This window comes from Pseudomonas sp. FG86, assembly GCF_057808775.1.
The window spans coordinates 14796-36926 of sequence record NZ_JBMDIS010000039.1; the positions used below are offsets into that span (position 1 = coordinate 14796).

18 protein-coding genes are annotated in these 22131 nt (G+C 62.4%); 4 read left to right on the forward strand and 14 right to left on the reverse strand.

Translation table 11 applies throughout. The annotated features are described in order from the left end of the window. Positions 1-13: 13 nt before the first annotated feature. The 3 genes from ACODSV_RS22110 to ACODSV_RS22120 are packed head-to-tail and all read left to right on the forward strand — an operon-like array spanning position 14 to position 3297. Complete coding sequence (locus tag ACODSV_RS22110) at positions 14-1552, forward strand: flavin-containing monooxygenase (RefSeq protein ID WP_150054538.1); 1539 nt, start codon at positions 14-16, stop codon at positions 1550-1552. Continuing rightward, on the forward strand, positions 1549-2439 hold the full coding sequence (locus ACODSV_RS22115) for an SDR family NAD(P)-dependent oxidoreductase (protein ID WP_150054539.1): 891 nt from the start codon (positions 1549-1551) through the stop codon (positions 2437-2439). The genes ACODSV_RS22110 and ACODSV_RS22115 overlap by 4 nt, the downstream gene beginning before the upstream one ends. 15 nt (positions 2440-2454) lie before the next feature. Next, the gene (locus ACODSV_RS22120; protein ID WP_024075938.1) at positions 2455-3297 is read left to right on the forward strand and encodes a metal-dependent hydrolase; all 843 of its coding nucleotides are present in this window, start codon (positions 2455-2457) and stop codon (positions 3295-3297) included. Here the strand turns inward: ACODSV_RS22120 and ACODSV_RS22125 are convergent. After that, the gene (locus ACODSV_RS22125) at positions 3294-5369 is read right to left on the reverse strand and encodes a PTS sugar transporter subunit IIC/EAL domain-containing protein (protein ID WP_150054540.1); all 2076 of its coding nucleotides are present in this window, start codon (positions 5367-5369) and stop codon (positions 3294-3296) included. The genes ACODSV_RS22120 and ACODSV_RS22125 overlap by 4 nt on opposite strands. A 302-nt stretch (positions 5370-5671) precedes the next feature. Here ACODSV_RS22125 and ACODSV_RS22130 point away from each other — a divergent pair, with 302 nt between their 5' ends. Then, positions 5672-6001, forward strand: coding sequence for a DUF6388 family protein (locus tag ACODSV_RS22130; RefSeq protein WP_024075940.1), 330 nt, complete (start codon positions 5672-5674; stop codon positions 5999-6001). A gap of 7 nt (positions 6002-6008) precedes the next feature. Here ACODSV_RS22130 and ACODSV_RS22135 read toward each other — a convergent pair whose 3' ends face one another. The 13 genes from ACODSV_RS22135 to tssE are packed head-to-tail and all read right to left on the reverse strand — an operon-like array spanning position 6009 to position 22129. After that, on the reverse strand, positions 6009-6845 hold the full coding sequence (locus tag ACODSV_RS22135) for a serine/threonine-protein kinase (RefSeq protein ID WP_024075941.1): 837 nt from the start codon (positions 6843-6845) through the stop codon (positions 6009-6011). After that, the gene (locus ACODSV_RS22140) at positions 6842-7573 is read right to left on the reverse strand and encodes a PP2C family protein-serine/threonine phosphatase (protein ID WP_150054542.1); all 732 of its coding nucleotides are present in this window, start codon (positions 7571-7573) and stop codon (positions 6842-6844) included. Before ACODSV_RS22140 ends, ACODSV_RS22135 begins: the two co-directional genes overlap by 4 nt. Beyond that, a complete protein-coding gene (gene tssM, locus ACODSV_RS22145; protein ID WP_150054543.1) occupies positions 7570-10932 on the reverse strand; it encodes a type VI secretion system membrane subunit TssM in 3363 nt (1120 codons plus the stop codon). The genes ACODSV_RS22140 and tssM overlap by 4 nt, the downstream gene beginning before the upstream one ends. 15 nt (positions 10933-10947) lie before the next feature. After that, entirely contained in the window at positions 10948-11814 is an 867-nt protein-coding gene (gene icmH, locus ACODSV_RS22150) for a type IVB secretion system protein IcmH/DotU (RefSeq protein ID WP_150054544.1), read from the reverse strand. A 5-nt stretch (positions 11815-11819) separates the two neighbouring features. Next, positions 11820-13148, reverse strand: a complete 1329-nt coding sequence (gene tssK, locus ACODSV_RS22155; RefSeq protein WP_150054545.1) for a type VI secretion system baseplate subunit TssK — start codon at positions 13146-13148, stop codon at positions 11820-11822. A 1-nt stretch (position 13149) separates the two neighbouring features. After that, positions 13150-13635 (reverse strand): type VI secretion system lipoprotein TssJ, encoded by a 486-nt coding sequence (tssJ, locus tag ACODSV_RS22160; RefSeq protein ID WP_069077420.1) that lies wholly within the window; start codon positions 13633-13635, stop codon positions 13150-13152. A gap of 5 nt (positions 13636-13640) precedes the next feature. Continuing rightward, complete coding sequence (tagH, locus tag ACODSV_RS22165) at positions 13641-14831, reverse strand: type VI secretion system-associated FHA domain protein TagH (protein ID WP_150054546.1); 1191 nt, start codon at positions 14829-14831, stop codon at positions 13641-13643. Positions 14832-14846: 15 nt separating this feature from the next. Beyond that, positions 14847-14978 carry a hypothetical protein gene (locus ACODSV_RS22170; protein ID WP_024075948.1) on the reverse strand — a complete coding sequence of 44 codons (132 nt, stop codon included), beginning with the start codon at positions 14976-14978 and terminating at the stop codon, positions 14847-14849. Between the two features lie 27 nt (positions 14979-15005). Then, positions 15006-16532, reverse strand: coding sequence for a sigma-54-dependent Fis family transcriptional regulator (locus ACODSV_RS22175; protein WP_150054547.1), 1527 nt, complete (start codon positions 16530-16532; stop codon positions 15006-15008). Continuing rightward, positions 16529-18967: an AAA family ATPase gene (locus ACODSV_RS22180; protein ID WP_150095186.1), complete on the reverse strand. Its 2439-nt coding sequence runs from the start codon at positions 18965-18967 to the stop codon at positions 16529-16531. The genes ACODSV_RS22175 and ACODSV_RS22180 overlap by 4 nt, the downstream gene beginning before the upstream one ends. A 12-nt stretch (positions 18968-18979) precedes the next feature. Then, positions 18980-19987 (reverse strand): type VI secretion system baseplate subunit TssG, encoded by a 1008-nt coding sequence (gene tssG, locus ACODSV_RS22185; RefSeq protein WP_024075951.1) that lies wholly within the window; start codon positions 19985-19987, stop codon positions 18980-18982. Continuing rightward, a complete protein-coding gene (gene tssF / locus ACODSV_RS22190; RefSeq protein WP_150054549.1) occupies positions 19951-21738 on the reverse strand; it encodes a type VI secretion system baseplate subunit TssF in 1788 nt (595 codons plus the stop codon). Before tssF ends, tssG begins: the two co-directional genes overlap by 37 nt. Beyond that, positions 21728-22129 carry a type VI secretion system baseplate subunit TssE gene (gene tssE / locus ACODSV_RS22195; RefSeq protein ID WP_024075953.1) on the reverse strand — a complete coding sequence of 134 codons (402 nt, stop codon included), beginning with the start codon at positions 22127-22129 and terminating at the stop codon, positions 21728-21730. Before tssE ends, tssF begins: the two co-directional genes overlap by 11 nt. Positions 22130-22131 lie beyond the last annotated feature (2 nt).

The window sequence follows — 22131 nt, forward strand, 5'->3', positions numbered from 1 at the left end:
TGAAGGACTGCCTATGAATGCCCACAGCGAATCCATCGACATCGCCATCATCGGTTCAGGCTTCGCCGGCCTGTGCATGGCCATCCAGCTCAAGGAGGCCGGCCTGACCGACTTCTTTATCGCCGAGCAGGCCGAGACGCTCGGCGGCACGTGGCGCGACAACCACTACCCAGGGTGCGCCTGCGATGTGCAGTCCCATGTCTACTCGTTTTCGTTTGCGCCCAACCCTGACTGGACGCGCCAATTCGCGCCGCAAACGGAAATCCGCGCTTACCTGGAGCAATGCGCCCGGCGATTCGAGCTGATGCCGTACCTGCGCTTCAACATGGGCCTGCAACGCGCCGTGTTCGATGAGCAGCAGCAACGCTGGCAACTGCGTTTCAGTGACGGGCGCCAGGTCAGCGCGCGGGTGCTGATATCGGGCATGGGGGCGCTGTCGCGCCCGGTGCTGCCGGATATTCCGGGGCTGGAGAGTTTCAAGGGCAAGCGCTTCCACTCCCAGCAGTGGGACCACGACTACCTCTTGAAGGGCAAGCGCGTGGCGGTGATCGGCACGGGCGCCAGTGCCATTCAGTTCGTGCCGCAGATCGCGCCACAGGTGGCCCATCTGGACCTGTTCCAACGCACCCCGCCGTGGATCATGCCCAAGCCCGACCGACCGATTTCTCGCGCCGAACGCTGGGCCTTCAAGCACCTGCCTTTCACCCAGCGCCTGGTACGCGGTGCTTTTTACTGGGCGCTGGAAGGTCGCGTGGTGGGCTTTGCCCTGCACCCACGGCTGATGAAGATGGTGCAGAAAATCGCCCTGCGCCACCTGCACAAACAAGTGGCCCGCCCTTCCCTGCGCAAGGCCCTGACCCCGGACTACACCATCGGCTGCAAGCGCGTGCTGATCTCCAACGACTATTACCCGGCGCTGTCACGCAGCAATGTCGAGGTGGTGACCGAGAGTGTGCTGCGCATCGAAGCCGATGGCGTGATCACCGCCGACGGTAAAAAACACCCCGCCGATTGCCTGATCTTCGGCACTGGCTTCCAGGCCACCGACCCGCTGCCCCGCGATTGCATCATCGGCCGCGACGGCGTCGACCTGATGGATGCCTGGCGCGATGGCGCACATGCCTATAAAGGCACCACGGTGCCGGGCTATCCGAACCTGTTCCTGATCATCGGGCCCAACACCGGGCTGGGGCATAACTCGATGATTCTGATGATCGAGGCCCAGGTCGCCTACATCCTCGATGCGCTCAAGCACATGCAGCGACACCGCATCGCCACGGTCGACGTCAAACCCGCCGTGGAGCACACCTACAACCAGCAACTGCAGGCCAGGCTCAAGCGCACCATCTGGAATACCGGCGGTTGCCGCAGCTGGTATCTCGATCCCCGTACCGGCAAGAACACCACGCTGTGGCCCGGTTCGACCTGGCGCTTCAAGCAGGTCACCCGGCACTTTGCGCTCAAGGACTATGTCGTCGGCCTGGCGCCGGTCAACGCACCACCGCGCGCGATAGCCGCACCCAATGCCGGTGTCGAAAGGAGCCTGTCATGAAGTCATTCAACGGCCGCGTAGCGGCGATTACCGGCGCGGCGTCGGGTATGGGCCGCGCATTGGCCCTGGCCCTGGCCAGGGAAGGCTGTCACCTGGCGCTGGCGGACAAGAATAGCCAGGGACTGGAGCAGACCCTGGCCTTGATCAAGACCTCGACCCTGTCGCCGGTGACCGTCACCACCCAGGTGCTGGATGTGTCCGACCGCCAGGCCATGGAAGACTGGGCCGCGCGCTGTGCGGCCGACCATGGCCAGGTCAACCTGATCTTCAATAATGCCGGCGTGGCGCTGTCGAGCACCGTCGAAGGCGTGGACTATGCCGACCTGGAATGGATCGTCGGCATCAACTTCTGGGGCGTGGTGCATGGCACCAAGGCATTTTTGCCCTACCTCAAGGCCAGCGGCGACGGCCATGTGATCAACACCTCCAGCGTCTTCGGCCTGTTTGCCCAGCCCGGCATGAGCGGCTACAACGCGACCAAATTCGCCGTGCGCGGCTTTACCGAAAGCCTGCGCCAGGAGCTCGATTTGCAACGGTGCGGCGTCTCGGCCACCTGCGTACACCCAGGTGGCATTCGCACCGATATCTGCCGCAGCAGCCGTATCGACGCGAACATGACCGGCTTTTTGATCCACAGCGAACAGCAGGCCCGTGCCGACTTCGAGAAGCTGTTCATTACCGACGCCGATCAGGCCGCCAAGGTGATCCTGCAAGGAGTGCGCAAGAACAAGCGCCGCGTGCTGATCGGCCGCGACGCGTATTGCCTCGACCTGCTCGCGCGCTGCCTGCCGGCGGCCTATCAGGCCTTGGTGGTGCTCGCCAGCAGACGCATGGCGCCCAAACCACGCAGGCCGATGCTTGAAACCAACGACGAATCCCGTCTCTGAACAGGAGGACGCACCATGCTGCCTATCCGTCGCGATATCCGCTTTGCCTTACCGGCTGAACGCATCAAGAACTGGCATGAGCAAGGCCCGTTCATCACGCACTTCTTCAATGCCCTGTCGCTGCTGTTTCCCCAAGGGGAGCTGTTTTTCATGGACAGCGTGCGCCACTACCGCGCGCACATCCATGACCCGCAGTTGAAGAAAGAGATCCAGGGTTTTATCGGCCAGGAAGCCATGCACAGCCGCGAACACGTGGCCTATAACGATTTGCTGCAAGCGGCGGGGCTGCCGGCGCACACCCTGGACCGACGTCTGAAATTCATCCTCGACCTGCAGAAAAAACACCTGCCGCCGTCTTTCAACCTGGCGGTAACCATCGCCCTGGAGCACTACACCGCGATGCTCGCGGAAATACTGCTCAGCGACCCGTCGCGCTTTGGCGACTCACACAAGGGCTACCAGCAGATGTGGTACTGGCACGCCCTGGAAGAAACCGAGCACAAGGCCGTGGCGTTCGATGTGTGGAACACCGTGGTCAAGCCCGGACCACTGCGCTATCTGTTGCGCACCGGGACCATGCTCACCACCACCCTGCTCTTCTGGCTGGTGGTGTTTGATTTCCACGTACGCTTGCTGATTGCCGACCGCAAGGCCGGAGGGCATTTAAAGGGGTTCTGGCGCATGCTCAAGTTTCTCTACGGTCCCAAGGGTGTGTTCCCAAGGATGCTGCGGCCGTGGCTGCATTACTTCAAACCCGGCTTTCACCCCTGGGACCACGACAACCGCGCACGCCTGGCGGGCATAGACGGGTTGCTCGAAGAGATCGCCCGGACCGGTGGTGGCTACGAGTCGGCCTAGGCCTCGGCCAGGCTGGCGCGATTGCGCACAAAGCCTTGCAATTGATCGCCTGGCAGCGCCTTGCTGAAATACCAGCCCTGGATAATCAGCTCATTGCCTGAGTTCAGGAAGGCCAACTGCTCGGCGGTCTCCACGCCTTCGACCACCACTCCGAGGTTCAACGCCTCGCAAAAGCGCAACAGGCCGGTCAGCACCTGGGCGCCCTTTGGCTCGTGCTGGGCGACCACAAAACTGCGGTCGATCTTGATGAAGTCCACCGGAAACTGGTGCAGGTAACTCAAGGCGGAATACCCGGTGCCAAAGTCATCGATATAGATCTTGGCGCCGATGGCTTGCAGTTTCTGGAGGGTCTGGCGCGTGACCTGGATATCACTGACCAACGCGTCTTCGGTGATTTCCACCGACACCTGCCCTTGGGCCTGGGCCAGGATTTCCACCAGGCGTTCGCCATAGGCAGCATCCGTCAGGGTGGCGCTGGAAATATTGATCGTCATCGGCAAGGCAAAACCGACTTTCTGCCACTTCTGGTACTCACGCACGGCCTGGGACGCCACCCACACATCCACATCCGGCATCAGTCGCGCCTGGGCCAGCCATTGCAGAAATTCCCAGGGCGAATGCACGGTACCCTGGGCATCCCGGGCGCGCATCAAGGCTTCACAGCCGGTACACAGGCCGGTGCGGGTCGAGACCTGGGGCTGGAACTCGAGGTAGAACTCATAATCGCTGATCTGCTGGATGCGGCTCAGTTCGTTGGCCTGGCGCGCCAGCAGCTTGTGGGACGCGAGCACCGGGTCCAACTCCAGCAGGCGGCCTTTTTCTTCGAGGCCGCGAAAGGTCATGTCCAACGACTTGAGGTACACCGTACCGCCTTCGGTGGGCTGACGATGGATCGCGCGCACATAGGGCGCGTAGATCAGGGTGCCGATCACCAGCAGGGCGACTTGCAGCACCACCGCGGCCAGATCGCCGTGGGTGCTGAGGTAGGCATTGAACAGCACCGGCGCGGTAAATGGCACGCTGACCACGGCGGGCGACACCCAGCCGAGCTGCACCACGGTCAGCGCCACCATCGCATTGAAAGCCGGCACCAGCAGGAACGGAATGAACAAGCGCGGGTTGAGGATAATCGGCAAACCAAACAGCAGCACTTCGCTGACGTTGAACAACGACAACGGCAAGCTGGCTATTGCCAACAGGCGCATGGACTGGCTCCGGGAAAACAGCAGGATCGCCACCAACAGGCACAGCGCCCCGCCCGAGCCGCCGATAAAGGCGAAACTGCCCAGCAGGCCACTGTTGAGCAGGTACTTGATCGGCTCTCCGGCGGCCAAGGCGGCATGGTTCAGCACCACCGCCTGGTCCAGCACATCGAACAACGGCTGCATCGCGTACACACCGTGAATGCCGAAAAACCACAACAGCGAATTCATCAGGGTCACGAACAAACCGCTGCCGTAGGGTGATTCCAGCGCATCGATCACCTGCGGCCCCTGAAGCTCTGCCACATAGGGAATCTGCAACAGCATCGACAGCACCACCACCAAGGCCAGTGAGGTGATTGCGCCCGGCATCACCATATTGATGGTGCCCCTGAGGTTGTGGGTCACCAGGTCCTCGTTGACCAGGCGGGTCCAGCGATAGCGATGCAGCCAGGCGATCGCGGGCACATTGAGCAGCGGCGAAGCAATCGCGATAAACAGTACGAAGGTGGCCGAGGTGCGCGGGTAATCACGCAGGATAAAGGTCGCCACCACCACGTGGGCCAGGCACAGGAAGGCGACGGGCAACTGTGGCAGCCGATATTGAATGGCAAGCATGTAACCGATGGAGGCCGCCACCAATAGCGGGATCACCGAGCTGATCTGGTTATGCAGCCCCGCCAGGAAGGTCACCAACGACGGGGCGACCCCCAGCACGCGAGCGCATTCGGACAGGATCAGAAAGGCGGCCGACACCAGCAGGCACGGCAGGATCCACAACAGTCCCTCGCGGATCGCACGCAATGACTCGGTACTGGCCAGGGCGGCCAGACGCTGGGTAAAGAACAGTTTGAACAGCGTTTGCGCCATGACCCATCCCTCTGTCCGTCGCTTACCGTCCCTGGGAGGCAGGGCCGAAAACACCGGCTAACGCTACACGTCCTGATAGCGGGAGCGAAAGGCTTTTGCAGCGCCACCCGGTTTTTTTCGGCATTCATTTCGGGGCGTTATGCTTGTCGAACTTCCTGGGTTGGCCCATCCTTGGCCCTCGACGCGCAGATCGACGATCCGCCCGTTCTGCCAGCCGGCACCCGCCATCCGTTAACGTGGCGCCGGACACTGGACGCGACTGCACCTCGACCCTGCCCCCTTTATCAACCTGGAGCACAGCCTTGTCACAACCCGGCGATAACCACCAGCTCGCCCTGGACCGATTCCTGGCAGAACATCCCGACATCGTCACGCAGTTGGATACCCTGAACCCGCTGGCGGCCCAGGCCAAAGGCGAAACCCTGGCGCAATACCGCGCCGAGCACCTGCACGAAGCCTTCGAGGCTGAAGCCGAGCGCCAGGGGCTGTTTGCCTGGGAGCTGACACTCAAGCTGACAGCGGAGTCAGCCCAGGCGTTCGAAGCCCAACGCCTCGAAGTCCACAAGGAAGTGGCGCAGATGGCCGGCATGAGCTGGGCTGACTACTGCCGGTTGCACGACGTGAACAGCTGACACCGCGCTACACAAACCAACGGCGCCACGGGCAGCCCATCATCTCACGCAACTCAGCGACGCTGATGGTGCGACGCTCGGGGTCCAGGGCCAGCGCCGTGCGTAACGCCGGCCAATAATGCCGAGGCCATTGCCGTGGCCGCGGCAGTGACTCAGCGGATGAGCGCTCCCCCGGCCGCCGTCCTTGCGCCATCTCGTAAAGCACGCACGCCACGCCGTACAGGTCGGCGGCCATTGACAGCGCATCGCCGGCCAGCAGCTCCGGCGCGGCATAAGCGGGTGTCCAGGCACCGATATGGCCGCGGCTCAGGCCCGGCAACCCGGTCGTGAGCAGTGACTGCCCCAGGCCGAAATCGAACAACCGCAGGCCCTCCTCGCTGACCATGACGTTGCCCGGCTTCAGATCGCCGTGCAGCACACCCAGGCGATGGGTATACGCCACGGCGTCGAGCAACTGCACCGCCATCGGTTGCAGTTCTCGCCAAGGCATGCCACCGGGGTATTCGAGCAGCAGCCGGTCCAGGGTCATGCCGTGCATCAACTCCATGGTAAAGAACGCGATATGCCGGTTGATATCGACGTCGAATCCATACATGCGCACCACCCGCTCATGTCGCAGGCCGCGGGCCAGGGCAAACTCGCTGTACAACAGCACATGGGCATCCGGGCACTCGGCAAAGGTTTCGCCGAGGACCTTCAAGGCCACACTGGAACACGGTTCGCCGAATTGTTCGTGCAGCAAGTCACGGGCGCGGTAGACCACCCCCATGCCTCCGCTGCCGAGTATCCGCTCCAGCTGATAACGCCCGGCGAGCAGGCTGGGTGGGGCCACGGTCGCGCTCATGACTGCACCACCACAGCAGTCAGGTCGTCCCGCGCCGTGCCGCGCATGACGGCGGCGAACAACCGGTCCACCATCTGTTGCGGCGTGCCCATGCTCAAGGCACGTCCCAGCTCGCCATGACTGAGTGACTGGTACAGACCGTCGCTGCACAACAGGAACACATCGCCTGGCCGAGTGCTGAGCTCCAGCACTTCCAGGTTCAAGGGCTCACGGGCGCCGACGGCCCGCGTCAAGGCCCGCGCATCCGGGTGGGCTCGGGCCTGCTCCAGGCTCAACTGTTGTTCATCCATCAATTGTCGAAGCAGGGAGTGGTCGCGGGACAGTTGATACAGGTTCTGCCCGCGCCACAGGTAGCAACGGCTGTCTCCCGCCCACACACAGGCAGCACGACCGCCCTCCAACAGTAGCGTGACGACGGTGCTGCCCATGGTGCCGTCGAGATCACCTGCGAGGCGTCTCAGCCCATGGCCCAGTTGCCAATTGAGCGATTGCAGGCATCGGCGAACGGCTTCCACGCGCTGATCGAGGCTACCCTGCCCCGACAAGGACGCCAGGCTGCTGGCCACCCATTGGCTGGCCACATCCCCGGCCCGGTGCCCGCCCATGCCGTCCGCCACCGCCCAACAGCCGCGTTGAGGGCAATCGAGGAACGCGTCCTCGTTACGCGCCCTGACCTTGCCGCGCTGCGTACGCCCCGCACTGCGCCAAGGGGTGCGATGGCGGCTCACAGTCGCTCCGGCAAGCGGAACGTGCGCCAGGCCGCGATTTGAAATGGGTTGGGCATGCGCTGGCTGGTCAACAGGTAATTGGCGCGCAAACCCGAGAGGTCAGACTTAAGTATCTGCGCGTTCCGGCCATTGGCGGGCTCGCTCTGCATCAAATCGAAGAAGCGGAACAATGACCAATCTCCGCTGTTTTTCTCGATCCCCAGGGGTCGATGCGCGCCCCGCTCCAGGACCAGGCTGCTGCGACCGTTGTCGGCCTCGGTGGGCCAATGAAACGCCATGGGCACGATGGGGCCGTGGCGATATTCCAGTTGTTGATCGCCAATACGCAGGATGGCGCGACTGACCGCCTGGTCCAGGCTGTAGGGGGCCAGGGTAAAGCGCACGGACAAGCCTCCTTGTTCCTCGGAAAAAAAACCGCGCCGGATCACTTGCGCCTTCGCCAGTTGGTCCAGGAAAGCACGTGATGTCGGAAAGCTGCGCCCGTCCAGGCCGCGCAAGCGGTAGCGGCTGCCCTCGGTGCTGACAAACGGGCGCAGGTAACTGTCATAGAACCGCGCCATCACACCTCGAGGCTTGAAAAAATCGGTGAAATCACTGAGCGCCACATCGCTGGTACCGTGGGCATTGAACGGGTACCGCTGGCGAATGGCCTTGGCATACACACCGTATACCTCGCTTTGATAGCGCTGGTTCACATACACATAGGCCTCGTCCAACCAGTGGCGCCAGACATCATCGGCAATGGCCTCGAACCAGGCAGACAGCGGCAGTGGCAGACGCGCAGCAGCGTCACGCAAATTGCCCAGCACATCCTGCTGGCCCTCCATGCGCCGTATAGCCTTTTGGAAAGCCGCCTGCTCCGGCGCACTCTCACGGTTCAGGGCCGTCAGTTGCAGGTGCAACTCGTCGGCCAGACGCAGGGCCTGGCTTAACTCGGCACCGGGGTTTTGCCGCTCGTCCAGCATCTGGTGCAACGGTTCGAAGCGGCGCTGCAATGCACGCCGGGCCGAATCCGGCGGCAACTGCTCCATTAGCGCGTCGCTTGCCAACTGCGCCACCGCGCCCACCTCACCGATCTGGCGCGTCACCTCATCCAGTCGCTCGCTGACAGGGAGCAAGCGGGTATTTTCCCTGACCAACTGCAACAGCTGGATCAGGGGCGACTGGGCGGACGTCAAGCTGGCAAGTTGCTCGGCACCTTGCCTGAGGCCGTCAGTCGCCTGCAGGCTGACCTGGCCCAATGCCTCACTCCAGGCGTCGGCGTACTCGCTGAAGTAACGCTGCTCGAGCTCAAGCATCAGCCGGCGTAAATCCATGGCACTCAAGTCCGTCCCTTCACCCAGCACCCAATTGTCCTGGGCAATGGCATTCACCAATCGCGGCCCCTGCGTCTCGAAATACTGCAAATACCGTTTTGTGTAGAACCCGGGGATCGGATGATCGATGGCGGCAAATACCTTGCCCTCGGCAAAGCGCAAGGGTTCCAGGTTACGCGACTGCTCGCGCAGCACCCGGTAGATCACATCGGCCAACGACTCACCGCGCAATGCCTGGCGCGCCAGGGCAACCAGTTGATCATCCACCGGTGCCACGAACGATTGCCCAAGCAACTGCGCCAGGTGCACATTCAGGCGGTGCTGTGTCGACGTATCGCCCGCATAACGTGCCGACCAATGGCCAGCCACTCGCTGCGCCAGCCAAGCCGTATCACGGCGCTCGCGCAAGGTGAGCATCAGGTAGGCACGCAGGTTGTCCAACAGCCGCTCGCGATCATCCAGGCTCGAACGCACCTGCTCTTCGAGCAACTCGGTCACCCGTGGCAATAACTGCTGTTGCAGGGCCTGCTCATAAGCGCTGTCCAGCACCGGCTGACTCGCTTCTCCCTGATACAAGCCTGCACGTTCCACCAGTGGCACGTCCTGCACTGCGGGGAAAACCTGGATCGCCGCCCGCCGTGCATCCAGCAGCGGCAACACGGCCAGCGTCGCGTCCGTACCAAGTGGCAAGGCAACTGGCGTCGCCAGGTTGGCCAGTTGCTGCAAGCGATGATGGTTGACCGAATAACTGTGCATCCACAGCCAACCCGCCGCACCGATGATCAGGGTTGCGGCCACGGCCACGCCGATTTGCCGGCGACGTATGCGCTGCTGCTCCTGGCCCTGCAGACCGGCGAGGCCGGCCTCGGCAAATATCACCCGGTTGAACAAGCCCTGGATGAAGTGCGAGCCGCGCTCACCGGCGCAGGTCAAATAGAACCCGCGCAGTCCGTTGATACGTTGATAACGATGCGCGGAAAAAGCCAGCTCGATAAATGCGCACAGGCGTTCGCCGACTCGCGCCATCTGTTGCGGAAAGTCGAGTGTCAGCCCGCGCTGCTCGACACTGCGCTGCGCGTGCAAGCGCTGAATCAACTCACCCCCCAGGCGTTGCAGCAGCGTCTCGAACGCCTGGCGCACCTGGGTGACTTCAGTGCCGGCCTTGCCGGTGATCAGCTGTTCACCCAGTACGCCTTCGGCGGCGTCGGCCTGGGGTGAGTCGAAGTATTCGGCAAACCCCGTCAACCGATCGGCCTGGGTCAGGACCAGGTAGATCGGCACATCGACATGCAACGTCTGCTGGATTTCCTGCAAGCGCGTGTGAATGTGACGGGCGTGATGGTCCAGATCCAGCGGGTGGCTGCCAACCAGCGTTTCCATCGACAAGGTCACCACGACACCATTGAGCGGGCGGACCTGGCGTCGCGCCCTGAGCAGCCTGAGCAAGGTCAACCAGCCCGCGGCATCCACGGCACCGTCCGGTTGCGTCAGGTAGCGTCCGGCGGTATCGACCAGCACCGCGTCGTCGGCAAAGTACCAATCACAGTAGCGGGTCTGGCCCGTCGAACTCGGCTCGACACGGTCCAGCGGAAACGGCAACCCACTGGCCGCCAGCAAGCGCGTCTTGCCACTGCCCGCCTCGCCGATCAACAGGTACCAGGGCAGCTCATCACGCCAACGCTCGCTGCGTTCAGCATACCGGCCAGAGGTTTTCAGGGTATGCAGCGCCTCCCTGAAGCGGCCACGCACTTGTTTCTGCTCGTCCTCGATGCGCCCCTGTTGCTCATGATGCGCCTGGTGTCCGGGCTTTTTCAGCCGCGCGGCGCGGCGCCCGCCGGCCAGGACCATCGCCAGCCCCCACAACAGAAACACCACGCAGACGGTCAACAGGCGCGATGTCGGTGCGGCCCAGAACCGATACCCGTCCACCGCGAGCAAGGGTCCGAAAAACCATACCAACAGCGCGACTGAAAGCACCAGCAACAAGCTCCAGACCCAAATCGTAGCCAGCACGGTGCCCGCGCCCTTGAAGAATGCGTTCATTCATTGCTCCCAGCGTTACAGGGGCGTCCGAGTCAGATCCGGCGCCGAAATTTGAAAAGGTTGCAGCACCTGTGTGCGCTCTTTGCCTAATACCCAGGCAAACCCCGAATAGATCGCCAGCATGCAGCCCAGGCAAAGGATTCCAACCCAAAGGGTCGGCAGCTTGCGCGGGGCTTTATGGCGTACGGGCTCCACCTGTGGCGGTAATACAGAGACAGGCAGCGGCGTGCCCCGGACATGCCTGACCTGGCGATACAAAGCATCGCGCACCGCTTCAAGTTGCAGCACGCCACGCTCCATGACCCGATATTTACCCTCAAACCCCATCGCCAGGCACAGGTACATCAATTCCAGCAGCGCAATGTGCTTGACCGGGTCTCGGGACAGTCGCTCCAGCAGCTGGAAAAACTTTTCGCCGCCGAACGTTTCGTTATGGAAGCGGCTCAGCAGGCTGACCTTCGACCAATCGCTGCGACTGCCCCAGGCGGTGGTCACCACCGCTTCATCGATCACGCTGCACAACACATAACGCGCCGACATGACCTGGCCGTTTTCGCTCCCCTCATGTAAGGCACGGGTCTCGAATTGGGTGACCCCTTCCGACAGCCGATCATTGAGTGTTTGCAAGCTTTCCCGGCCGCAATGGCCCCTGAGCCGGGCCACCTCCGCGAGTAATTCCCAAGCGACCGCAACCAGCGGGTTAAGCCCCATATTGAAGGTCTGCGCGCCCTGCAAGCGGGCCGCGTAGATCATTCGGTCTTCCAATTGCTCGAAGCGCGGTGGCGTGGGGAAGTCGGTGATCGCGCCCTGCGCCGGCCCCCGTCCTTCACGATCAAGCAGGACAGTTTTTTCGTCCTGTGGGTATTCACGGTCCGTGGTCATAGTGTTCAGTTCCTGATGGCCCAGAAGGTGAGTTCAAGCTCGGCAAACTCGCCGCCGACATGGAAGGCAAACCCACCCGAATGCTCCAGTTGCGTGATGTCCCGGGCGCTGAGTTCGAGCATGAAATAGGTTTTGCCGGCATGGAACGGCAACTGTCGCGGCGCCACCGGCAGCGGCTTGACCTTGATGCCCGCCAGATGCAGGTTGACCAGTTCGCGTATGCGCTCCACCGGGCCGATCTTCAGATGCGCCGGCAAACGGTGACGAAGCTCATCCGAATCACACTGCGCGCTGGCCGTCAGGATGAAGGTCGCGCTGCCGAGCAGCTTGAGGTCGCTCACCGGGCATACCAGCACGCCGTATTGACGCTGTTGCAGCGCGAGCTCCATGGCATGCTGCTCCAGCACCATCGATAGCATGGAGCGAATGCCCTCCATCAGCCCACGAAAGCTGGCGCCCTGGTCGTTATGCCGATACCGCACGTCCAACGGGGCACGCTTGCTGTCATGGGCGAACGTCGATAACTCACCGAGCATCGACAGGCACTCGCGGAACACCGTTTCCGGACGAACCTGAACCTGGCCCAGATAGTGACGCAGGACCCACTCGCAACGATTGACCAGTTGCAGCATCAGAAAGTCGCCGATCTGCGAACCGGCGGCGGCACCGTTGCCCTGGATACGCTCTGCAATGGCGTCGCCTCGGCAGGCCAGCAGGCTGATCACCTCCTTGAGGCACGACGATACATAAGCCGATCCCTGGACATACATGAAGGTCGGGCTGAACTCCGGGTCCAGGCTCACGCCCTCTTCATCCGTGCAATCCACAACCTGGGCGACCTTGAGCATCACACACGCCTGGTCACTGTGATGCTCCCCCAGCAGCAGGCGCAGGTCCGGACGGCCGCAGTGAATCTGACAACGTAAATCGACACCGGCATTGGAGTCGCCAACGTCCATCGGCCAGGTGATATAGCGTGCCCAGACATCGGCCTGGTCCTGCTTGCGCGCCTCGATCTGGTTGTGGGTCGTCAACGGCAACGCAAGATAGATCCCTTGCCTGCCCGCGTTGGCAGGTACCTGCAGGACCAGCGGCTCCATGGCGGCACTCAACTCGAAGAGGCTGCCGTCGGGTAATACACCACTGGCTTGGTTGACGACGATCTTGCCCAGGCGCAGGTACTGCAGGTCGATTTCAAGGGTGATGAACCCCCAGGTGTCGCAGCCCAGCAGGCGGGTGCGGTTGAGTTGCTGGTTGTAGTAACGATCGTTGTGTTGCAGGTGCTGGGGCCGCAACAACATGCCTTCCTGCCAAATGACTTTATGAACGAGCATATCAATCCTGCCTCGCACCAGAAATTGGGTTGGCGACCCGGATGCCAGCCTTGTCAAGCACCAGGCTGGCCCGGGTCAGTTTCTGCGGGTTAAGCGACACCACCATTCGCCACTGCACATGGGGCAGGTCTCGATAGGCGGCCAGCACCCCCACATAACGGCTCTGCGGTTCAACCTTGAGCTTGAGCTCCAGCCGTTCGCCGGGGCGCATTTCCAGCTCCTCGCTGCTTACCCAGTCCTTGGGCAAGGCTTGCTCGGCACGCCCGTAAAGGCTGAAAAAATCGGCGTTCTCGAAGGCCACGGGATGGCGCAGCTCGAGCAAGTGCACCACGATCGGCGAGGGACGCCCGTGCAGGTCGGGGTTGACCTGATCGCTGGCGACCAGCTTCAGGTCCAGCTTGGTCACGGTTGAAAAAGGCGACAGGGTGCTGCACCCGGTCAACAGGCTGAATACCACCAGCATGGATGCAACGGCGGCTCGATACATGATCATCATCCCGGGTAGTCCACATGAAGGGTGGAGATCAGGCGGACCTGCTCGTCATAGGCTCTGGCGAAGTCCTTGCCCAACAGGTGTCCCGTGAGCGGTTCAGCCTCGACCAGGCGCTGGTAGTGACGTTGATAGGCGCGCCATTGGGCACCGTCGGTGTTGAACCGGGGCGATTTGTCCTGGCGCTCGAAACACAGCAGCAGATAGCTGGGGGCGAACGCTTCCCGCGCGCTGCGCGCCGCGGCACGACATGCCGCCAGCAATGCAATCTGATGCGTCTGCATATCCCGGTGCACTTGAGTGATCGCCAGGTCGGCGGGCAGTTGGCCAAATTCGCTGATGCCCAACAATGCGGCCAACGCCGTCTCGGCATCCGCGCACTGCCTGAGGGGGTTTGGGCTGTTCACAACGGGAGCGGCGGGCGCCAGGTTCGATTCACTTTTCAGTTCGTCGCAGGTGCGCAGGTTGTGCTGCAACCCCTCGATACTCAGCTTGAGCAAGCCGGCGACCTTGATCGCCAATGCCTCTCGCGCTGGCCTGTCAACGTCGTCGAGGCGGATCCCCAGCGCTGCCGCAAACTGCGTCCAAAAGGACTCGTTGTCCGCTGGCGCAGTGACAACCTGCGGGCTCGGCGGCACCTCCAGGTCGGGCTCCACCCATCGAGGCAAGACCAGATGGTCTCGGTCCGCCGCGCTGTGAGTCATCCACTGCCCCGGTTCTTGGGCGACAGTACTCAATGCGTCCAGCCCGTCCAATGACGGATGGGTGAGGTCCTCATCATCCAGCGCCTGCATGGGGTCCAGGGCCAGGAAAGCATCGTCGGGAATCGGCCCCGGTGCCGTAAATCGCCGCGCGCCGGGCGGGGCCGGCGGCTCGATAAGCCTTGCGCGTATCGCCAATGCCCCCAGTTGAAAAAGATCACCGTCGGCGATCAGTCGCGCCTGCCCTTTATTCAGGCGTTCACCACTGTCGGCCACACAAATGCCATTGCTGCTGATGTCCGTCAGAAAGTAGCGACCTTCACGGTAGCTCACCAGCCCATGGTGACTGGACAACAGTCGACTGGCATCGGGGATCACCCAGTCGCAACCGGCCCCGCGACCGATCACACCGCCGACACCGGCAAACGTCTTGCGAGCGCCGGCCAGCGGCTCGGTGCCAGCGCCGTCATACACTTCAAATACCAGTTGCATGCTCGGGTCCTCCATTCACTGGCCGCGACTGGTCGCTTGCGGGTCGCCCAACGGACGGTAGTCAGCATCATCGAAGACATAATTGGCGTTACAGCCGCCCAGCACACACAACACAAGCAACATGGCTTGCCACAGACGATCAGGCATCGGGTATCTCCCATAGACACAAGGCATTCAGCACTCCCCCTTGGCTTCACCAACAGGAATATTCAAGCGGGCAAGCCGGTAGAGCAGCGTGCGGCGAGCGACGCCCAGCTCACGGGCGGTGCGTGTTCGATTACCACGGTTCTTCTGCAGGCAATCGATCAGGACCATGCGCTCCACCCTCTCCAGGCGCTGGCGTAATGTGGTCTCTACAGCGGCCTCCGTTCGCGGCGACAGCGCCAGGTGCAGCGGCAGGATCACACCGTCATCACACAGCAGCACCGCGCGCTCCACCAGGCACTTGAGTTCGCGGACATTGCCGGGGAAGCCATGACTCGTCAGTTGATCCAGGGCCGCGCTTGACCAGCCAACAGCTGGCCGACCGAGTGCCATACAGGCCTCGTCGGCGAAATGACGCGCCAGTTGCAGCGCGTCGCCGTCGCGCTCACGCAGCGCCGGCAACTCGATGGGAAACTGCGCCAGCCGGTAATACAGGTCTTCACGGAAGGTCCCCTGGGCCACCATGGCAAGCAGGTCACGGTGAGTCGCCGCAATGATGCGGACATCGACCTTATGGGAAGCATTGGCCCCCAGCGGACGCACTTCTCCTTCCTGCAAAACGCGCAGCAACTTGGCCTGCAGTGAGAGCGGCATGTCACCGATTTCATCCAACAGCAGCGTGCCGCCATGGGCTGCATCGAATAACCCGACGTGGTCGCGCTGGGCCCCGGTAAATGCGCCCTTGCGGTAGCCGAACAGCTCGCTCTCCAACAGGCCTTCCGGAAACGCGGCGCAGTTCTGCACCACGAACGCTTTAGCGCTGCGCGGCCCGGCTGCGTGGATGGCACGCGCCACCACTTCCTTGCCGGTACCGGTCTCGCCACGCAGCAACACGGTGTACGGCGTGTGCAGGACCTTACCGATCAAGCGGCAGGTCTCGTTCATCGCAACACTGTTGCCGATCAAGCCGTACACACGAGTGGCGGGCGCTCTCGATTTGAGCCGGGTGACCTCCGGTGCGGGCTGCATCCGTCGCAACAGGCTCAATTGCGCCAGCGCGAAGCCGCCAAGGCGCGCCAGCGAGGCAACATAACCTTGCAATTGGGCTGGGCGCGGGCTGGCGCACAGCAATACGCCCATGATGGTTTTGCTGCGCCCCAGCAGCGGTATGCAGGACAGGCAATGCCAAGGCTGCGCCACTGCCGGCAGGAACCCGGTGTCATGCACGCACTGGCTCAGGTCATCCAGGGTAAGGGGCTGCCCTTGGGTCAGCACGTAGTGCAACAGAGGTTCATGCTGGGAGCCAGGGCCCGACGCCGGGTCGCCCGGCGGCAGCGCCCCGTGGAGATGCTGGGCGATCAGCTCAAGCCTGCCCGCCGGCTCATCGAACAGGTACAGCTGGCTGAGTTCACACTGGCTCAGTTGCGCAGCGCCGGTCACGCACAAGTCCGCCAGCGTGGTTTCGTCGTTTTCATGGCCCAGTCGGCAGAACCAGCCGAGCAAGGTCTCGGCATAGGTCAGGGGATGGGGTAATGGGGTAAACAGGTTTTTCATCATTGGCCGAACTCGCAGACTGGCCGACCGCTGCTATCCAGCCGTGCATGAACCCGTGACAGACCTGCATGGCCCACCGTTGCAGTCAGCAGCCGATCAGCGATCTGCGGCAGCAGGTCCGACTCGATCCACTGATCGATCGCGCGCGCTCCGCTGTCACCGTGTGTGCAGAGCCGGACCATGTGCGCCACCAGCTCGGGCGTGTGGGTAAACGCCAACTGGCGTTGCTGTAATCGCTGGCCAAGGCGCGCAAGCTTGAGGCGTGCTACGTCATTGAGCACCTCACCCGTCACCGGGTAATAGGGCACCACCCGCATCCGGGCCAGCAACGCCGGTTTGAAGTGTGCCCGCAGCGCGGGGAGGATCGCGGCTTGCAATACCTCGATGTCCGGGCGCAGGCCGTCGGCGCACGCCTCACTGATGCAGTCGCTGCCGAGATTGGAGGTCATCAGGATCAACGTATTACGGAAATCGATCTCCCGCCCTTCGCCATCATTGGCCAAGCCCTTGTCGAAGACTTGGTAGAACAGGTTCAACACCTCCGGGTCTGCCTTCTCGACCTCGTCGAGCAACACCACCGAATAAGGGCGTTGCCGCACCGCTTCGGTCAGGACACCCCCTTCGCCGTAGCCCACGTAACCCGGAGGTGCACCGATCAATCGAGACAGTGAGTGTTTTTCCTGATACTCCGACATATTGATGAGGGTGACGAACCGCTGACCTCCGTACAGCAGGTCGGCCAGCGCCAGCGCGGTTTCGGTCTTGCCCACACCGCTGGGGCCGGCCAGCAGGAATACACCTACTGGCGCATCGGGTTCGTTGAGGCCGGCAGCTACGGCCCGCAGGCTGCGATCAAGCGCCTGCACGACCGGCTCCTGTCCCAGAATGCGTGCTCGCAAGGCATCGGCGAACCCCAGGACTTTTTCGCTGGGTTCAAGGGCCACTTGCTCGACGGGAATCCCGGTCCACGCACTGATGACCTGGGCCACCAGGCGCGGGCACACCGTCGGGCTTGCCGTCGGCTGCTCGCGCTGTTCAACCCAGCACTGCTCCAGGGCCTGGCGCTCCTGCTCCAGGGCATCCAGTCGCAGGCTCAAGGCTTGCAGGGCCACCTCATCGACCGGCAGCCCGACCTCGGCATCCCTGCGCAGCGCCAGGTGTTGCCGCGTCCCTTCGGCAAGCTCGGCGACCAGGCACTGCAAGGCTTCGGGCCGCGCCGACAAGCACGTGCGAGCCCTTGCACATGCCGTATCCAGTACATCCACCGCTTTATCCGGTAGCTGGCGCCCCGCCAAATACCGCGCGCTCATGTGCGCCGCCGCGACAACCGCATCGTCGCGCACGTACACGCCATGGCTGGCCTCATAGACCGGCACCAGTCCACGCAGGATCGATACCGCGGCCTCGACACTCGGTTCGCCCACCCGTACCGGTTGAAAACGCCGCGCCAATGCGGGGTCCTTTTCGATGTATTGCTTGTACTCCGACCAGGTGGTGGCGGCGATGGTCCGCAGTTGACCGCGGGCCAACGCAGGCTTGAGCAGGTTGGCGGCATCCGACGCACCACCCGGTCCCGCGGCCCCCACCAGCATATGAGCCTCGTCGATAAACAGGATCACGGCCTGGGGCGAGGCGTTGACTTCGTCGATCACTCCCTTGAGGCGGCGCTCGAATTCGCCCTTGATACCAGCCCCCGCTTGCAGCAGCCCCATATCAAGGGTCAGCACGCGCACATCCTGGAGGGCTGGCGGTACCTGCGATGCGACCACTTGCAGGGCGAAGCCTTCGACAATCGCCGTTTTCCCGACCCCGGCTTCTCCGACCAGGATCGGGTTGTTTTTGCGTCGACGCACGAGGATGTCGATCAATTGCCGGATTTCACCCTCCCGGCAGATGACCGGGTCGATCAAGCCTTCACGGGCCTGGCGCGTCAGGTCCTGGGTAAAACGCTGCAACCATGATTCAGCCACCACTGCCTGGGCTTGTGCGCCCTGGCTCAATAAGAAGTCACGTACGCGATCAGCGTCCAAACGGCTCAAAATACCTTGATAGCCGCTGCCGGCGTGCTCCAGGGGATGACGTAGCAGCGCGAGCAACAGGGCGCCCTGGTCAACGTCATGTCGCCCCAGTTCAAGGTGCGCAACCATCAACGCCTGTTGCAACCACTGCACCAAAGCCTGGGCGAACACCGGGTTGCGGGTTGCACACTGCGCGGTCTTTGGCTGCAGCGTCGCCTGCAGTTCGTGCAGCGCTACATTGGCCTCTGCCAGCGCCTTGGCCAACACGCCATCGGCGTGCTCCAGCAGCGCCAGCAGCAGGTCCTCCACCAGCACTTCGCGACCGCCCCGTGCGATACAACGTTCAGCCGAGTGTTCCAGGTCGCTGCGGGTTTGCGCCGCCAATGTCCGTATCAATTGTTGCAGGTCTACATTCATCATAATCATCAGTCCTTAATGCGCATTGCCAGCCAGCGTGACCACACCATCCGCCCGCTCATGCCCCAGCCAACTGGTCCATCCCAGGCGACACACATTGCGTTCGCCGATATGCAGCGCGCGGATCTCCCCTTCGGCGAGCACCAGGCGCACGTCATATTCCAGCGGTGCGCGCGCGGTTAAGCGCAGCAGTGCACATAAGGGGCGCAGGTCCTCCCCGGTCGGCAGGAACTGGTGAAATCGTTGCCAGTCGAGCCCGAGCAGATGCACGGTGAACTTGCCGCTGCAATCGGTGACCCGACTCCCCAGCACCAGGTCCTGGCCGAGCGTGTGGTTGGCCGCCCCCAGCCGATTGCGCTGCTGTCCGTTGATTGACACGCTGCGTTCAACCCACTGTTCGATGAACAACCGGCGGTGCTTGAAGTAATGGCGCATCACCGTCTCAATCATTGCCGCCGAATGCGCGCGCAGGCTCAGCAGCCCCAGGTAAGGCAGCAGCCGTTTGCAATCCAGCGCTGCCGCCCGACGAATGTCCTGGCCTCCCAGTCCGATCAAGGCAAACATCTGCGCCGAGAACGCATCACTGGCGCCCCGTCGGAAGCAGGCTCGATAACGATATTTGCGCCAGATCGGCAGCATCAGCCGTTGCAGGCGGTGGTGAAACACGTCCAGGAAATCCCGGGTGGCGTTACCGCCTGACACCTCTGCGTACGCCTGCTCCGCGTAGAACGCGGGCAGTGGTGACCCCGCGCCACATAGCCCGAGGACATTGAGGCGAAGCCGCGCGCGCAATTGACCGTACTCCACAAAAAACTCCACTCGATCGATGTCGTGTCCGGGAAAGCCCAAGCCTGGATTGGCCTGGAATTCCAATTGGTCATACAACGCGTCCTCATCCAGCAGTGGATGGGCATCACGCAAGCGCTCGATAACCTGTAACACCGCCTGGAACAGCGAGTACTCGCGGATGAAACGGGACAGTTCGGTTAAAGCAGGGGCTGCTCGCCCATGCGGGGTGGCCATAGGTACACATCTCCTTGTGTGCTGATCACTCGCAATTCGTGATACGAATTCAAGCTGGCGTACAGCGCAAAAAACTCGTTGAGCACCGAAGCGAATACAAAGGTTTCGCCCTGGCCGAGGAAGCCTTGGGTATCGATCGACAGGTCCACCCGCACACCGCGAATCGGCAGGCCATTGAGCAATCGGTCGACGGCTTCGTGCCGGATGGCGCGCAGCGCTCCCAACCGCTTTGCACTGATCTTCTGCGCCTGGCGGCTGTGATAACGCGGCAGGTCGTAGGTTTCGAGGATGACTTTCAGGGCATTGATATCGGTCAACGACAGGTAGTTGAGCGACAGGTTGCTGATCAGTCGCCACAGGAAGTCCTGGTCCAGGGGCGGAGCAAGACTCGTGGTCGGCACGGTGATATTTCGAAACGCCAGAAATTCCGGGGTCTGCTCGCAGGGCTGGTTGACCTGCCCCACCTGTAGCTGCAGCGGCAGGTTCTGATTGGTGCAGGTCAACTCGATCGACAGTGTTTCCTGTTCGTGCCCCAGGTCACGCTCAAACGCGATCCAGGTGTCGAGACCGGCATGCTGTGCCGATGCACGCTGGCGAAGGCTGTAGCTGGGGGCCATGTTCGAGGCTGGGGTGGCGCTGTCGTGTTCAAAGGACTCGAACGGTACGTAATGCCGATAACCCAGGCCACCCGGGCGCCATCCCGTCACGCTGTCCACGGAAAACACCGCGGCGTTGCCGCGGGTATATTCCCCAGGCACCAGCAGATACTCATCCTGCTTGCCGTCCAGGCGAACGGGCACCGCATCATGGTTGAACAGATTGACGATGGGGGTGCAATAGAGCTTCACGTTGTCCAGGCTGGGGCGTTGCGGCTCATGCCCCTGGGTGCGCAGTTCAAAACGCATCACCATGCCACGCACCCGTTTGAGCAGTGCCTGGGGCACCCCATGCAGCCGATCCAAACCGCCGACATCCACGAACAGGTATTTGTCAGGGAAGGCAAAATACTCCTGCAGCAGGCGATAACCACGGAAGGTATTTACCGGGTAAGGAATCAACGCCTGTTCTTCGCAGAACCCCACCGGGTGTACCTGGCTGGCACACAGCCGCAGCGACATTGCCTGCCCATCGGTCCCGTTGACGGGCTGGCCGTCATCACCGAGAAGCAACAACTCGATGCCGTCGAGATGACGCAGCAGGCCCAGGTACAACCCCTGGCTGACGTGGCGATCCCCGGCCAGGTGCAACCGCAACGTGTCGAACACCAACTCACTGAAATTCCCCGGGGCGCTCATGTCCAACCGCAGGTCCAACAGGGCTCGCTCACCCTGGAAGACATACGTCACGGCGCTCAGTTGCAGCGCCATGACCTGGGTGCTGTAGCAGGTCCGAAAGCGACAGCGCTCGCCATTGATGGCCGCGCTTTCCACTGCGGTGTCGCGCGCCACCCGGACAGCAGGCCCTGCCCGTTTCAACGGATCGAACTGCAAGATGCTGAACGATGGCAGAGGCCGCATGTAGTTGGGCCACAACAACTGCATCAACGAATGGGTCAGTTCGGGTAATTCGTCATCCAGTTTCTGCCGCAGGCGGCCGGTGAGAAACGCAAAGCCTTCGAGCAAACGCTCCACGTCCGGGTCCTGGCCGGCCTCTGCGAGAAACGGTGCCAGGGCTGGATTGCGCTCGGCGAAACGTCGCCCCAGCTGACGCAAGGCACTGAGTTCGCTTTGGTAATAACGATTAAAGGTCATCCGGCGCAACCTCGACCTGCCCACCATCACCCAGAAGCGCACTGAACACCACCGGTTGCCTGATTCCATTGGCGAGCAGTGTGGCCTCGATGGCAAATGCCAGGACCAGGGGATCGCGGTCGCGGGGCAATAGCCTCACGCGCACGTTCGCCAAACGCGGCTCATAGGCCTGGATAAACCGTTCGATCGACAGGCGCGATCGGCTCAATGATTCGTGCAGGCTCAGGCGCAGGTCATTGAGATCCGGCAAGCCGTAGTCATGCAGTGTCTGGACACTGCCCGCACGCGTGCTGAGCATCTTGCCCAGGTGCGTCGCGATGGACGCTACGCTGTTCGCCTGGGCAGGTGCCTGGCCGTCAAGGCGCTCGAATAGGCTGCAGTAATGTGTCATCC